Here is a 15,402-nt window from a genome sequence, read left to right as displayed (position 1 = left end):
AATTCCTATGGCGAAGAGCCGCCTTTCAGTTAGGATTGCTGCATTTCTGTGGGTTGTAGAGGCACAGGATTAAGGAAAGCCATGTACGCGAAGAAGTATGGAAAGACGATAAAGCTGTTTTTGATGGACGCTGATCCGGAAGGCAGGATGGTGTGTGAAATATCCAACTGGACGGGTAAGGCCTATCGTATCCCGAGAGCCAAAGTAAAAGATTGTGCTGACCGCAGCGACCTGAAAGGAACCGCTGTGTATATACTTTTCGGTCGCGCAGACTCTCCCACCGCTAAACCCAAAGCCTATGTGGGAGAAACTGAGAATGCCTATGAGCGTCTCGTAAAGCATGTGTCAGACAAAGAGTTCTGGAATGAGTCGGTGGTATTCACCAGCAAAGACGAGAATTTAAATAAGGCGCACATCAAGTACCTTGAATCCAGACTCTGCGATATTGCCAAAACAGCTGGCCGGTTTGATATTCAAAATGGCAATACGCCCACTCGAAGCGCCATTTCAGAGTCTGACCAAGCGGAGATGGAAGAGTTTATTGAGTATATAAAAATCCTCGTCAACACGATGGGATTTAGGGTGTTTGAGCCTTTAGTGAAAGTGAATGACGCATCGGCACAATCACCAGATATTTTTTATGTGAAAGGCGCCAGAGGAGCTAGTGGTCGGGGGCAGCGCACGAATGATGGATTTGTTGTGTTCGCTGGCTCTGAAGCCGCCACAAGTACTGTGCCGTCCTTTCCTAAAGGCTTCAACGCTCTTAGGGAAGAGCTTATGGAAGCCGGGGTATTAGGCATATCGGGCGAAAAGTTACTTTTCAACACAGACTATCTCTTTAGTAGTCCTTCGGCTGCGGCGGCTGTCATCATGGGGCGAAGCGCCAATGGACTTGTCGAGTGGAAGGATGAGACAGGCAAGGATCTGAAGTCGGCGGAAGAACAAGAGATATCCAAAGCGGAAAAGGCGAGATAGTCCCGAGCATTGCAATTGCATAGATCATCTTCTGATGACCCTTTAACTTTAGAATTCACTACTACGTTGAGATGTACACAACTCCCATAAGCCCCAAACAACGCTACGATTCTTTGCTCAACGCAGGTGAGATTCAGGCTGATCCGTCGCAGGCGATGGCTTTGAATGCGTTGCAGGATTTGTATGAGCGGTTGGCTGGCGCTGGCGATCGTCCCAAGTGGTTGGTGGGGCGGTCGGAGTATGTGTCGGGGTTGTATCTGTGGGGCAAAGTGGGGCGGGGCAAGACGTTTTTAATGGATCTTTTTGTCGCCAGCCTCAATCCAGAACAGGTTTTGCGCCAGCATTTTCATCATTTTATGGCGTCCGTGCATCGGCAGTTGCAGGCGTTGAGTGGAACCCCTGAGCCGTTGCGGCGGATCGCCAGAGACTTCAGCCGTCGCTATTCCGTACTTTGCTTTGATGAGTTTTTCGTCTCGGATATTGGCGACGCCATGCTGCTGGGCGGGCTGTTGCAGTCGCTGTTTGAGTTCGATGTGACGCTGGTGGCGACGAGTAATACGCCGCCGGAAAGACTGTATTGGGATGGCTTGCAGCGTTCTCGCTTTCTGCCTGCTATCGCTGCGATTCAGGCGCATACGCAAACTTTGCATATGGATGGCGGACTGGATCACCGTGAACGCGCATTGCAGCCGGAAGCTATTTATTTTGTCGAGCGTAACCAGTCTGAGTTGTCTGATGTCGAGGGCGACTTGCTGCAGCGTTTTGAGTTAGTGGCGGAAAGAGACAAGTCGTGTACGCTGAAGGTGCTGTCCCGCGATATCACATATGTGGCTCGCGTCGGACGGAGGATTGCTTTCGATTTTGCGGCTCTTTGCGAAGGACCGCGCAGTCATCTGGATTACGTTGATCTCGCTGAACGCTTCGATCTGATTATTCTTCTCAATATCCCGCACCTAAGCGGCGAGGCGTACGAGAGGATCAAGGCGCGGGGAACGGAAGACGGCAGCGTCGGTTCCGGCGCAACCGGGGAAAGGGCCGTGGTGTTGTCGCGAAGTGATGACGCGGCGCGGCGATTTATTGCGCTGGTGGACGAGTTGTACGAGCGCAAAGTGCGGCTTTATATGACCGCCTTAGCGCCTCTGGCGGAACTCTATACTCGCGGCGCGCTGACTTTCGAATTTGAGCGGGCGCGCAGCCGATTGATGGAAATGGGGTCTTTGGAGTATCAGCATCTGCGCGAGCCGTCGGAACTGGCCTGACTTGATGTCGGGCTACAGGTTCCTGATGACATATTCAGGAATATCAAAGGCGTCGACTTTCGCGCCGTAGCGCTTATCCAGATCATAGGCCATGATCTCCAAAGGGGCGTTTGCATAACCGCAGGTCAGAATTTCCTTCATATAACGCTGGATAAAGTTCAACGCGCCCAGCTCACGCCACTGCACTACGTGAACCAGCTCATGAAAGTGCACTCGCAACTCGGAAACTGCTGAAGACCTTATGTAGTAAGTGTCTTTATAGGTCGTGCCGTTGACGGGCATATCGATAAATTCGCCGAATCCCATTTGGCGCAGTTCTGGAAAGTCAGGTCTGGGAATATCGTCAGTCACCACGAAATAGGCGCTGGCCAGGAACTCCGATGAGTAAAAGCCGGCGAATGCCTGGGCGAACTCCGTGCAGGCGTGGCGGCGATCGTAGTTCTTACGGTTGGTGTCGTCGATCCAGGCGTTTATCTTTTCCAGCACAATGCCTCCTTTTGGCCCCGTTTTGCTGTAAATCTTCTCCCGGCAGTTTATTTCAATTCCCCTTTCAGGGCATGCGGATAACGCGCCCGGCGCGTCATTTCAGCGCACTATAAGTTTCCCTAATACTAGCTTTTCGACGAAAGTGATTGTATTTGCTGGGTTTTTTGGGGCCTCCTAGAATCGGTTGGTGTTTGAAGCCTGCGCGCTCATCTCTGTGGAGATAGGGCGTCGTCCTAGTAAACAACAATAAACAGGGGGATAAACCCATGGCCGAAACGTCCGCTGCCACAGCGTCTGACAACAGCATTGCGCCTTCAGTTGCTCATGTCGGAACGGTGGATTATGAGAATGTATCCAATGATTATCTGGAAAAACGTCAATTAAAAAAGGGAGCGGCGGGATGGATTCTGCTGGCCAGTCTTGGCGTCTCTTATGTTATCTCCGGTGATTTCGCCGGCTGGAACTTTGGCCTGGAGCAGGGCGGTTTCGGCGGCATGTTTATCGCCACGATTCTGATGGCCGCGATGTACACCTTCATGGTGTTCGGCCTGGCGGAGCTCTCTTCCGCTATTCCCACCGCCGGCGGCGGTTATGGCTTCGCGCGCCGCGCCATGGGCCCGCTTGGAGGCTTTCTGACCGGCACAGCCATTCTGCTCGAATACGCTATCGCGCCTGCGGCCATCGCCATTTTTATTGGCGGCTATGTGGGGGAGATGTTCGGTCTGAACGGCCCCTTGGTCTACGCCGCTTTCTATATCATTTTTGTGGGCATTCACCTGTGGGGCGCCGGCGAAGCGTTGAAGATCATGCTGGTCATCACCGCCATTGCGGCGGCGGCGCTGCTGGTGTTTATCCTGGGGATGCTGCCTGAGTTTGAACTGGCCAACCTGACGGATATCGCCGTTAACGAATCCGCCGTGGGCGCAAGCGCTTTCCTGCCGCAGGGCTACTTTGGGATATGGGCGGCGATTCCTTTCGCCATGTGGCTGTTCCTGGCGGTGGAAGGGGTGCCTTTAGCCGCGGAAGAAACCAAAAACCCGGCCCAGGACATGCCTAAAGGCATTATCACCGCCATGGTGATTCTGCTGATTTTCGGCGGATTGGTGCTATTCCTCGCTCCGGGCGGTTCCAGCGCTGAGTTGATGAAAGACCACAGCGCGCCGTTAGTGGGCGCTCTGCAGCATGCATACGGCGAAAGTTCAGCGATGGCCACCTTTGTGAATCTGGTGGGTCTGGCGGGTCTGATCGCCAGCTTCTTCTCCATTATCTTCGCGTACTCCCGTCAGGTGTTCGCCTTGTCCCGCGCAGGTTACCTGCCGCGCTGGCTGTCCTTAACCGGCAATCGCAAAGTGCCGACAATGGCGCTGGTCGTGCCGGGCGTGATCGGGTTTCTGCTGTCATTGACCGGAGAAGGAGACTTGATGATCACCATGGCGGTGTTTGGCGCCACGATCTCTTACGCCATGATGATGCTGTCGCACATCATTTTGCGAGTTAAAGAGCCCAATATGCACCGTCCTTATCGTACGCCAGGGGGCATATTGACGACCGGGATCGCGCTGCTTCTATCTGTCGCCGCGTTCATCAGCACGTTCCTGGTCAGCCAAGAGGCCGCGATGTGGTCAGCCGTGTTCTATGCGGTGATGGTGGCGTATTTCGCCTTCTATAGTCGACATCACCTGGTGGCGAAAGCCCCTGAGGAAGAGTTTGAGGCCATCGCCAAGGCCGAGGCTGAATTGAGTTAATTGGCTTAAAGGGATTGCGGGGCCGGCGCGCCGGCTCCAGGATCATTATCTGCAACAGGACTGAACAAGAATCACAACAAGGCGGATTAGAAATGATAAAGACAAGAGACGTAAAAACTATCGCCGACGCCAAACGGATTGTGGAAGAGCGCAATCTGACCCATGTGAAGGTCGGGTTGTTTGATAACGATGGCGTTATGCGCGGCAAGTACATGAGTAAGGAGAAGTTTTTTTCCTCACTGGAAAGCGGCTTCGCCTTCTGTGACGTGGTGTTGGGCTGGGACTCACAAGACCAGCTTTATGAAAATGTCGGCGTTAAATATACCGGCTGGCATACAGGCTACCCGGACGCTCCGGTGAAAATTCTGCCCGAGAGCTGCCGCGACATCCCCTTTGAGCCGGGCATGCTGCTGTTTTTGTGTGATTTTGATGGACCCGCTGCGCGTATCTGTCCGCGTAATGTGTTGTCGCGGGTACTGCGTCGTGCGGAAGACATGGGGCTGGACGCCTACGCCGCCTTTGAATATGAGTTCTTCATGTTCAACGAAACGCCGCATTCCGCCCGCGCCAAGGGATATCGCAACCTGGAGCCGATCACGCCGGGCTTCTTTGGCTATTCCATGCTGCGTAACTCCGTGCACGCGGAGCTTTATCACGAGCTGTTGGACCTGTGCGAAAAAATGGACTTCCCTCTGGAAGGACTGCACACCGAAACCGGACCTGGCGTACTGGAAGCGGCATTGACGGTGGATTCGGCCTGCGCAGCGGCGGATAAGGCGGCTTTATTCAAGACCTTCACCAAAGTATGGGCGCAGCGCAAGAACATGATGGCCACGTTCATGGCCAAGTGGTCCAACGACTATCCCGGCCAATCCGGGCACATCCATATGTCGTTGCGCCATAAAGAAAGCGGCAAGTCGGCCTTCTATGAAGCCGGTCAGCCCATGAACATGAGCAAGATGCAGCGTCACTTTATCGCCGGTCAGCAAAAGCTGATGCCGGAAATGCTGGCGATGATGGCGCAAACCGTGAACGCCTATTCCCGCTTGGTGCCGGGCTTCTGGGCTCCGACCGATGCGACCTGGGGCTGCGAAAACCGCACCACCGCGCTGCGGGTCATTCCCGGATCGGACAAGTCGCAGCGGGTCGAATATCGACTGGGCTCCGCCGACGCCAATCCCTATATCGCTCTGGCGGCGTCTCTCGGCTCGGGTCTTTACGGTATTGAACACGAACTGGAGCCGGAGGAGATGGTGTCTGGTAACGCCTACGATCAGGAGCATCCCAAGCAGCTGGCGTTGCCGTCCACGTTGGTGGACGCCGCGGCGGCTTTGCGTCGCTCGGAAGCGGCGCGGGAGCTGTTTGGTAATGAGTTTGTTGAACATTACGCCGCCACTCGTGATTGGGAAGGCCGCGAATTCCGTCGCCATATCACGGATTGGGAGCTGGAGCGCTATTTCGAGATTATCTAGCGCGACGATCAGAATGACCTTCAGTCCCATGACTATCCTTTAAGTAAAGGTAAGAGAATCGAAGATGAGCACTATGCAGAAGACTTGGTCCCCTGTGGACGGATCTCTCTATGTTGAGCGTCCCTACGCTGATCAAGCGGCCATCGCCGCCGCCACGGCTAAAGCGGCGCAAGCCCAGCGCGAGTGGAAGGGCGCCACGTTAGCGCAGCGGCGGGATATCTGTCGCAAGATGGTGGACGCCTTTGTCGCCAAGCGCGAGGAGATCGCGACAGAGTTGTGTTGGCAAATGGGGCGGCCCATTCGCTACGCGGCGGGAGAGGTGGGCGGATTTGAAGAGCGCGCCCGTTTTATGATCGATGTCGCGGAAGAAGCGCTGGCGCCGATAGAGTTGGATGAGAAGCCGGGCTTTCGCCGCTATATCAAACGTGAGCCCGTGGGCGTGGCCTTTGTCATTGCGCCCTGGAACTACCCTTATTTGACGGCGGTCAACGCTATTGTGCCGGCGATCCTGGCCGGCAACGCCGTGCTGCTCAAGCATTCCGCGCAAACGCCGTTGTGCGCGGAGCGCATTGACGAAGCTTTCCGTGAAGCAGGCTTGCCTGACGGCGTATTCCAATACCTGCATTTGAATCATGCGGATACGGAAGCGCTGATCGGCTCGCCGGACATTCACTACGTCGCGTTTACCGGCTCCGTCCCAGGCGGAGCCATGGTCGAGCGCGCCGCCGCAGGCCGTTTTATCGGCGTAGGTCTGGAACTGGGCGGCAAAGACCCCGCCTATGTACGTGCGGACGCGGATATTGATCACGCTGTGGAAACCACCATTGATGGCGCTTTCTTCAACTCGGGGCAGTCCTGCTGCGGCATTGAGCGTATCTATGTGCATGAATCCGTTTACGACGCTTTTGTGGAGAAGGCCGTCGCCCTGGTCAGAAGTTATCGTTTGGGGCGCTCCGATGACCCCAACACTACCTTGGGGCCGCTGGTGCGGGCTTCTGCGGCGGAATTCGTGCGGGGACAGGTGCGCGAAGCCGTGGAGCAGGGGGCCGTCGCCCATATCAATCCCGCGGACTTTGAGATGGATAAAGAGGGAACGCCTTATCTGGCTCCACAGGTGCTGACCAATGTTGATCACGGAATGCGGGTAATGACCGAAGAATCCTTCGGTCCGGTTGTCGGCATCCAGAAAGTGGCGTCCGATGAGGAAGCCGTGGCGCTAATGAACGACAGCGAATTCGGCCTGACCGCGTCTATTTTTACGCGGGATCTGGATGCAGGCGTGGCGCTGGGCGAGCAGGTTGAGACCGGCACTTTTTTTATCAACCGCTGCGATTATCTGGACCCTGCGTTGGCCTGGACCGGCGTGAAGAACTCCGGGCGGGGCTGCACTTTGTCCAAGCTGGGCTATGAATCCCTGACCCGGCCCAAGTCTTTCCATATCAAGATGCTGTAACGCCACTCATAGACAATGGCGAAACAAAAACTTTAACGAGCGTATTAAAGAGACTGTACATGAGCGCACTACAAGCCAATTGGAATTATCCGACCGCCATCCGCACCGGCGCCGGACGTATCCGGGAACTGCCGGAACTCTGTCGTAATCTCGGCATGCGGTCGCCTCTGCTGATAACCGACCCAGGTCTGAAATCCTTGCCGATGGTGCAGGACACCGTCGCTCTCTGCCGTGACGCCGGGCTGCAATGCGGGCTATTTGCGGACATTCAAGGCAATCCCACGGGGGAAAATGTGGAAGCGGGTGTCGCTGCCTATCGCGCTGGCGGCCATGATGGCGTCATCGCCTTTGGCGGCGGTTCTGCGCTGGACGCCGCCAAAGCGGTGGCGCTGATGGTTGGACAGGATCGTCCGTTATGGGATTTTGAAGATGTCGGCGACAACTGGACGCGTGTCAACGAAGCTGGCATGGCCCCAGTGGTCGCCGTGCCCACGACGGCGGGAACAGGTTCGGAAGTCGGGCGGGCCTCGGTGATCACGGACGCCGCCAAGCACGTCAAAAAGATTATCTTCCATCCGCGTATGCTGCCAGCGCTGGTGATTCTGGACCCAGAGTTAACCGTCGGCCTGCCGCCGCCCATCACGGCTGCGACGGGGATGGACGCGCTTTCCCATAATCTGGAAGCCTTGTGTTCGCCTTTTTATCACCCCCTGGCGGAAGGCATTGCGGTGGAAGGCATCCGTCTGGTGAAAGACTATCTGCCCCGCGCTGTCGCGGACGGCGCTGATATCGAAGCGCGCACGCAGATGCTGGTCGCCTCCAGCATGGGCGCTACAGCGTTCCAGAAAGGCCTTGGCGGCATGCACGCCCTGGCGCATCCGCTGGGCGCTTTGTACAACGCGCATCATGGCCTGCTCAACGCGATTCTCATGCCATACGTGCTCAAGGCGAACCGCGAGGCGATTGAAGAGCGCATTACTCGTCTGGTGCGTTATCTGGACTTGTCGGAGCAAGGGTTCGACGGCTTCCTGAACTGGGTGCTGGCGCTGCGTGAAAGCCTGGGTATTCCACATGCTTTGTCAGCGATCGGCATTGATGACAGTGATGCGGAGCGAGTCGGCGCCATGGCGGTGGAAGACCCCTCCGCCGGCGGCAACCCGGTTGCATTCGATGCCGGCCAGTACGCCGAACTCTTCAGAAATGCAGTACACGGACGTCTTTGAAGGCAGGGAGAGGCGGATGAGAATTGGCATTTTGCAGTGTGACGACGTTATGGAGGAATTACAGCCGGAATTCGGGAATTATCCGGCGATGTTTGAAGCGGCGTTGGGAGAGCTGGCGCCGCAATGGACTTTCGTCACCTATCGGGCGATGGACGGCGAACTGCCGGACTCCGTCGACGCCTGCGACGGCTACATCACCACCGGCAGTCGCCATGGCGTGAATGACGGCGCGCAGTGGATCGAAAAGCTGGAGAGTTTTGTGCTGGCGGTCGCTACGGCGGGGAAAAAGTTTGTGGGCATCTGCTTTGGCCATCAATTATTGGCCAAAGCGCTGGGAGGCCAGGTGGAGAAGTCCAATCGCGGCTGGGGCGTGGGCATGTCCTTCAATCAGATTGGCGTGCGCAAAAACTGGATGGAGCCTTATCAGCCTTCCCTGGACCTGGTGGTCAGCCATCAAGATCAGATCACGCAGTTGCCGGAAGGCGCGGAAGTGCTGGCGAGCAGTACCTTCTGTCCCTTCTACCTGTTGCAGTACGGCTCTGATCTGATGACGGTGCAGGGGCATCCTGAATTCAGCAAGGCATACTCCAGCGCCTTGATGGACAAACGGACGGATCGCATTCCAGCGCCGCGCATTCGCGAAGGCAAGACGTCTCTATCGGCGCCGGTGGATGATCGTTTGATGATGCAGTGGATCATCAACTTTTTCGCAGGAGGACGGCTGACCCGTTAAGCCCTCTCTGCTCTTTTTATCGGGCGCACTGTTTATATCGGTGCACTGTATCGGACATATTGTATCGGACACACGCAGAGTCGAGCTCTGCGCGTTCCCCCTCAACCCTCTTTGGCTGCGCTAGCGTCCCATGGGGCGACGCCAGACGCGGCCGTTTTTTAATCCCCTAAAGTCAGATATTCCATCATCCAGGGGTGTTCCGTCGCCATTAACGACAGGAAATCCTGCTTCAATATAGCGATACAGTCCTGGGCGACTTCCCGGGGCAGGTCCCCCAGCTCTCCCTTGCGGGCAGTCAGAGTAATCGAGCGGAACAGCTGTTCGCCGGGCAAGCGGCGGATTTGTACGTGATGCTGCTTGATGCCGCTTTGGAATAAACACAGAGGCGTGGTGATCGTCCAGCCCATGCCCGCCGACACGGCGGAGACAATGGCGTAGGAGTTATCCAGTTGCAGTCTGTCTGGAGCCTCCACCCGCACCGCGCGCAAATGCCGCTCGATACCCCGAGCGATGAGGGAGTGAGCGCCGTAACGGACAAAGTCCAACTCCGCCGCCAGTTTGTTGAGGTCGTCGGCGGGGCCATTGTAGTCGTTGGGAAGGGCCAGAATGAACGGTTCCCGCAGGATGCGGTAACGGGACAGATCAGCGTAATCCTCTAAGGCGTCATCAGAAATAATAATATCGGTGTTGCGCGATAGCAGGGAATGGCCGTGCAGATGCGATAGCCCTGTGCTGATCGACCAGTCATGGGCGCGTTTTTTCACCGCATCCAGCAGCGATCGTCCCACCGAGGTGACGATGGAGTCGGTTAACGCGATCTTTATGAGGCGCAGTTGCGCGAAATCCGATTGCAGAATGGCCTGACTGGTCTGCTCCGCTTCCTGCAACAGGGCGGTGCTGCGGTCGTACAGGAAGCGCCCGGCGCTGGTCAGCTCCATGGGACGGACCGTGCGATCGAACAGCCGGGTCTGCAGCGATTCCTCCAGCTTGGACAAGGCCTGGGAGATCGAACTTTGCGTCATTCCCAGCTGCTCAGCGGAGTGGCTCATATTCCCGGTCTTGGCGACGTGGGCGAAAATACTCAGAGCGCGGAGGTCGAAACCGAAACGTGTTGCCATAACTTCTACGAATCAGGGTTGTATGCATGGGCGTTTATCGCCTGTTGCAGGATTGCACGGAGCGGCCTCTGAATGCAAAGGTCCGCTACAACCCATCACAACTCTGGTACTATTGTTGATTAACTAGAGCGTGTTGGTTAACTGGAATTCGTTGGTTAACTTGATTTGTTAACTGTCCGGATTACTTAATCATTTTTCGCCAGCACCCAGAATAACGAAGGATATCTCATGGCCAGAGGTCAGTTATATATTATTTCAGCGCCCTCCGGGGCGGGTAAGACCAGTTTGGTGTCGGCTTTACTCAAAGAAGATAAACTGGCGCAAGTCTCCATCTCCCACACGACCCGTCAGGTGCGTCCGGGCGAACAGGATGGGGTGAATTACTTTTTCATCTCCCGCGAAGAGTTTCTGGCGCAGGCGCAGGCGGGAGATTTCCTGGAGCACGCGGAAGTGTTCGGCAATTTCTACGGCACGTCTCAGGTCTGGGTGGAATCGACCCTGGCGAAAGGCGTTGACGTTATCCTGGAAATTGACTGGCAGGGCGCGCAACAGGTGCGCAAACTGCGCCCGGAAGCCAAATCCATCTTCATCCTGCCTCCTTCTCTGGAAGCCTTGCAGCAGCGTCTGGAGTCTCGCGGCCAGGACAGCGCCGAAGTAATTCAGCGTCGTTTGCAGGAAGCGGCGAATGAAATTTCCCATTATCCGGAATACGACTATCTTGTATTCAACGATGACTTCGATCACGCACTGGCGGATTTGAAGTCCGTTTTTCGGGCTGAGCGACTGCGTTTATCCGTACAGCAAGTGCGCTTCGAAGCCGAACTCCGCGGGATGTTGTCATCCCAGTCGAGTTAGCCTAAACTACGCGGTCATTTTCTGAACTGGCACTGGTAAAGGGTGTGTTATGGCGCGAGTAACCGTTGAAGACTGTCTGGATCATGTAGATAACCGTTTTGAGCTAGTCATGCTGGCTTCGAAGCGCGCTCGTCAGATCAGCCAGTATGGCAAAGACCCTAAGGTCGAGTGGGAAAATGATAAGCCCACTGTCGTCGCACTGCGCGAAATCGCTGCAGGCCTCATCACATCTGAGATGCTTGAGCAAGACGAAGACTAACGTCCGGGCCCCGCAAAGGGGCCTGACTTCACCCTCTCTTGAAATTCCCCTCTTTATCTTTATATTGATTTATACAGCTGTAAAAAATCTGGGCTGATTGTCCGGTTTTTTCATCTCCGCCATTTTTATTTTGTGTACCGCTTATGTTGTGAAGGTCCCTTGTGCCGACGATTGATGCGCTTGCTGAACGTTTAAAAACCTATTTGGATAACCACCATATCAATGTGGTGCGGCGAGCGTTTTACTACGCGGAGCAGGCGCATGAAGGGCAATACCGGCAAAGCGGGGAGCCTTACATCACCCATCCGCTGGCGGTGGCCAATCTCCTGGCCGATTTGCAATTGGATCATCAATGTCTGGCGGCGGCCATGCTGCATGACGTCATTGAAGACACCGGGATTCCCAAAGACGCGCTCAGCGGCCAGTTTGGAGAGAGCATCGCCGAATTGGTGGACGGCGTCAGTAAGCTGACCCAGATTGAATTTAAATCCAAAGCGGAAGCTCAGGCGGAAAACTTTCAAAAGATGACTTTGGCCATGGCCAAGGACATTCGCGTTATCCTGGTGAAGCTGGCGGACCGTCTGCACAACATGCGTACGCTGGGGCCGCTGAAGCCGGAGAAACGTCGTCGTATTGCGACGGAGACGCTGGATATCTACGCGCCGATCGCCAATCGTCTTGGCATCCACACCATGTGCGTGGAGCTTGAAGACCTCGGGTTTCAGGCCATGTTCCCGATGCGCGCCAAGTATATCCAGGAAGCGGTGCGCAAACTGCGCGGCACCCATTACGAGATCATCGAAGAGATCAAGCACAAGCTGGAAAGCAAACTTAAGGAGCGCGGTCTGTCCGTGCGCATTCAGGGCAGGGAGAAACACCTGCACAGCATTTACCAGAAGATGAAGGCCAAACGACGTTCATTCCATGACATCATGGACGTATACGCCTTCCGAATTATTACCGACTCCGTGGACAGCTGTTACCGAACGCTCGGGGTGGTCCACGGCATGTACAAACCGGTGCCGGGCCGCTTCAAAGACTATATCGCCCTGCCCAAGGCCAACGGTTATCAATCCATTCACACCACGCTGTTCGGCTCCCACGTCAATATCGAAATCCAAATCCGCACCGAAGAAATGGACAAAGTCGCCAACAGCGGCATTGCGGCGCATTGGGTTTACAAGAGCGCCACTTCCGACTTGGCGGATAACCAGCAGATGCGGGCGCAGAAGTGGGTGAAGGATTTGATGGAGCTGCGCGAGCGGGCGGACGACTCCCTGGAATTCATCGAGCACGTCAAAATCGACCTATTCCCGGACGAAATCTACATCTTTACGCCCAAGGGCCGCATCATGGAGCTGCCCGGCGGGGCGACTCCGGTGGACTTCGCCTATGCGATACACACGGATATCGGCAACTCCACGGTAGCCTGCCGCATTAACAAGCACTTGGCGTCACTCAGTATGCCGCTGAAGAGCGGGCAAACCGTGGAAATTATTACCGCGCCCGGCGCCAAGCCGAACCCGGCATGGCTCAACTTTGTCGTCACAGGCAAGGCGAAGAGCAACATCCGGCACTATCTGAAGCAGCAGCGTCAGAGCGAATCCCGCGAACTGGGGCGTCGCCTGCTGAAGAAAAACCTGCAGGCGTTCGGCAAACGACTTGACGACATCAGCGAGCAGCACAAAGAAAAAGTGCTCAAGCACAATCAGGCCAGCAGCTTCGACCGCCTGCTTGAGGAAATCGGACTGGGCAGCCGCATGGCGTATATCGTGGCCCGCCAACTGGTGTCTGACGGCGAGCCGACGGAAAGCCATGACATGGAATACCGCGAGGACGACAACAAGCCGTCCTTGATGGTGGAAGGCGCTGATGGCCAGGTGTTGAATCTGGCGCACTGTTGTAAGCCGATTCCCGGCGATCCTATCGTCGGCGTCATCAATCGCGGCGCAGGGTTGATGATTCACTCCGAAACCTGCGACAAGATCAAGAAATTCCTCCACGACCCCGAGCACTGCATCCATCTGACCTGGGCCAAGAACATCACTGATGAGTTCTCCGTGGCCTTGCGGGTCGAAGTGGAGCGCCAGCGGGGCGTCATCGCCGAAATCGCCAGCGCGGTCACCATGGCCGACGGCAATATCGAGAAAATCAATGTGGAAGAGCAAAACGCCCGTCTCAGCGTGGTGAGCCTGATCATTAAAGTTCAGGGCCGTATCCACCTGGCGCGAGTTATGCGACGCCTGCGTCATCTGCTGGCGGTGACTTCCATTTCCAGGGTGAAACACTAAGCGGCCGGGAACGCCGCGCCAACCTTATCCATCCTGTTAACTGATCCGTTTCCTGAGTACTGTCTGACAGTATTCGCAAACCGGAGAAATCCGGTAAGATGCCGTTCTTTCAACACAGTATCGGCGGTAACTATATCCAAGGCGGCGTTGTCCGCGGCGGAACGAGAATAATGAGGCAACAGATATGACTAATAAATCCGTTATCCAGACTGAAAATGCGCCCAAGGCGATCGGCACCTACTCCCAGGCTGTAAAAGCTGGTCAAACCGTATACTTGTCTGGTCAGATTCCATTGAATCCCGAGACGATGGAACTGGTGAGCGGCGATTTCGCTGAACAGACCAAGCAAGTATTCGATAACCTGCGCGCTGTATGCCGCGCCGCCGGCGGTGATCTGGGCGATATCGTCAAGCTGAATATCTATCTGACCGACCTGAGCAACTTCGCTACCGTCAACGAAATCATGGCGACTTACTTCAAAGAGCCTTATCCAGCTCGCGCCGCGATAGGCATTTCCCAGTTGCCGAAAGGCTCTCTGGTGGAAATGGACGGCATCATGGTGACTTCCTGATCCGCTGATTTCTTCTCCCCGGTCCGGCTCCGGACCGGGAAGCTTTCCCTGCTAGCGCCTGACCTTCACTCTTTTATATTCGCCTGACTGTTTTGGGCGATATAAGCCTCAATCATTTCCCTATAACCTTCTCGAAATGTGGGATAGCTGAACTGAAAACCACTGGCCAGTAGCCGTTGGTTGGCGCAGCGTTTACTGCCTGCGCGCCGTTTTTGCTGGGCTGGCGCGGCTTCCGGCGCGCACTCCACGCGGGAGCAAGCTTGTTCCCGAATCCACTGCGCCACGTCGTACATTCGCACGGGCTCGCAGTCGCTGGCCAGATAGCAGGGGTGCAGCGGCTTGGCCAAAGCGAGTTCCGCTAAATGACATAACACGCCTACGGCGTCCTGTTCATGGATGCGATTGGTATAGCCGCTGGGGCCTGAGAGCGCGACCTGCCCATCCAGCGCCTGCTGTAACAAGCGCGTGCGGCCAGCGCCATAGATGCCGGAAAAGCGCACCACGGTCGTCGCGATATCGGCGTCCGCCAGCAAGGCTTCCGCTTGCAGTAGTGTGGCGCCGGAGAAACTGGCAGGCGCCGTGGCGCTGTCTTCATCGACCCATTCGTCGTTTTCCTGGCCATACACGCTGGTGGAGGAAACAAACAACAATCGCTTGATTGAGCCGCTGCGCAGGCGGTGCAGAACGCGTTGCAGGCTTTTCACGTAAACGGCTTCATAGCCTTCCGGCGTAAAGGCGGAGGGCGTGAGACAATAAATGGCGACGTCGATATCGACGGGCAGGGCGTCCAAAGCATCCTGCTCCAGATCCAGCGCACAGTGAGTGACGCCTTCCGGTTGTTGTGGCGTGCGCGATACTGCGAGGATGTCAAAACGGTCTTGCAGACGCGCCGCCACTTGGCGATTCAGCGCTCCAAAACCGAGTAGCAGCAGGCGTGGTTGATGCATTGCGTCTATCTCCAA

Annotated in this window: 14 protein-coding genes; 11 read left to right on the top strand and 3 right to left on the bottom strand. The window is 55.9% G+C overall.

Annotation, left to right across the window (positions count from 1 at the left end):
• Positions 1-81: 81 nt before the first annotated feature.
• Together KP814_RS14945 and zapE are read left to right on the top strand one after the other, a co-directional pair.
• Entirely contained in the window at positions 82-975 is an 894-nt protein-coding gene (locus tag KP814_RS14945) for a GIY-YIG nuclease family protein (RefSeq protein WP_216737518.1), read from the top strand.
• Between the two features lie 71 nt (positions 976-1,046).
• Positions 1,047-2,234, top strand: a complete 1,188-nt coding sequence (gene zapE, locus KP814_RS14940; protein WP_216737517.1) for a cell division protein ZapE — start codon at positions 1,047-1,049, stop codon at positions 2,232-2,234.
• Between the two features lie 12 nt (positions 2,235-2,246).
• Here the strand turns inward: zapE and KP814_RS14935 are convergent, their stop codons facing one another.
• The gene (locus KP814_RS14935) at positions 2,247-2,720 is read right to left on the bottom strand and encodes a hypothetical protein (protein WP_216737516.1); all 474 of its coding nucleotides are present in this window, start codon (positions 2,718-2,720) and stop codon (positions 2,247-2,249) included.
• Between the two features lie 266 nt (positions 2,721-2,986).
• On the opposite strand from KP814_RS14935, the gene eat reads away from it, so the two are divergent.
• From eat to KP814_RS14910, 5 genes are all read left to right on the top strand, one after another.
• Positions 2,987-4,465, top strand: coding sequence for an ethanolamine permease (gene eat, locus KP814_RS14930; protein WP_253938396.1), 1,479 nt, complete (start codon positions 2,987-2,989; stop codon positions 4,463-4,465).
• A gap of 92 nt (positions 4,466-4,557) precedes the next feature.
• Positions 4,558-5,937 carry a glutamine synthetase family protein gene (locus tag KP814_RS14925; RefSeq protein WP_216737515.1) on the top strand — a complete coding sequence of 460 codons (1,380 nt, stop codon included), beginning with the start codon at positions 4,558-4,560 and terminating at the stop codon, positions 5,935-5,937.
• 64 nt (positions 5,938-6,001) lie between these two features.
• Positions 6,002-7,390 (top strand): aldehyde dehydrogenase family protein, encoded by a 1,389-nt coding sequence (locus tag KP814_RS14920; protein WP_216737514.1) that lies wholly within the window; start codon positions 6,002-6,004, stop codon positions 7,388-7,390.
• A 59-nt stretch (positions 7,391-7,449) separates the two neighbouring features.
• Positions 7,450-8,613: an iron-containing alcohol dehydrogenase gene (locus KP814_RS14915; protein ID WP_216737513.1), complete on the top strand. Its 1,164-nt coding sequence runs from the start codon at positions 7,450-7,452 to the stop codon at positions 8,611-8,613.
• 16 nt (positions 8,614-8,629) lie between these two features.
• On the top strand, positions 8,630-9,346 hold the full coding sequence (locus KP814_RS14910; protein ID WP_216737512.1) for a GMP synthase: 717 nt from the start codon (positions 8,630-8,632) through the stop codon (positions 9,344-9,346).
• Positions 9,347-9,504: 158 nt separating this feature from the next.
• Here the strand turns inward: KP814_RS14910 and KP814_RS14905 are convergent, their stop codons facing one another.
• Positions 9,505-10,464 (bottom strand): LysR family transcriptional regulator, encoded by a 960-nt coding sequence (locus KP814_RS14905; RefSeq protein WP_216737511.1) that lies wholly within the window; start codon positions 10,462-10,464, stop codon positions 9,505-9,507.
• 228 nt (positions 10,465-10,692) lie between these two features.
• Between KP814_RS14905 and gmk the strand changes: the two genes are divergently transcribed.
• The 4 genes from gmk (at position 10,693) to KP814_RS14885 (ending at position 14,440) form a co-directional block, all read left to right on the top strand.
• Complete coding sequence (gmk, locus tag KP814_RS14900) at positions 10,693-11,319, top strand: guanylate kinase (protein WP_216737510.1); 627 nt, start codon at positions 10,693-10,695, stop codon at positions 11,317-11,319.
• A gap of 49 nt (positions 11,320-11,368) precedes the next feature.
• Positions 11,369-11,578 (top strand): DNA-directed RNA polymerase subunit omega, encoded by a 210-nt coding sequence (gene rpoZ, locus KP814_RS14895; protein WP_011400017.1) that lies wholly within the window; start codon positions 11,369-11,371, stop codon positions 11,576-11,578.
• Between the two features lie 161 nt (positions 11,579-11,739).
• On the top strand, positions 11,740-13,869 hold the full coding sequence (locus KP814_RS14890) for a RelA/SpoT family protein (RefSeq protein WP_216737509.1): 2,130 nt from the start codon (positions 11,740-11,742) through the stop codon (positions 13,867-13,869).
• Between the two features lie 184 nt (positions 13,870-14,053).
• A complete protein-coding gene (locus tag KP814_RS14885) occupies positions 14,054-14,440 on the top strand; it encodes a RidA family protein (protein ID WP_216737508.1) in 387 nt (128 codons plus the stop codon).
• Positions 14,441-14,505: 65 nt separating this feature from the next.
• Here KP814_RS14885 and KP814_RS14880 read toward each other — a convergent pair whose 3' ends face one another.
• Positions 14,506-15,387 carry a sugar nucleotide-binding protein gene (locus KP814_RS14880; protein ID WP_216737507.1) on the bottom strand — a complete coding sequence of 294 codons (882 nt, stop codon included), beginning with the start codon at positions 15,385-15,387 and terminating at the stop codon, positions 14,506-14,508.
• Between the last annotated feature and the right edge of the window lie 15 nt (positions 15,388-15,402).

This window comes from Hahella sp. HN01, from assembly GCF_018986435.1.
GTDB lineage: Bacteria > Pseudomonadota > Gammaproteobacteria > Pseudomonadales > Oleiphilaceae > Hahella.
This window is presented reverse-complemented; position numbering and strand designations above follow the sequence as displayed.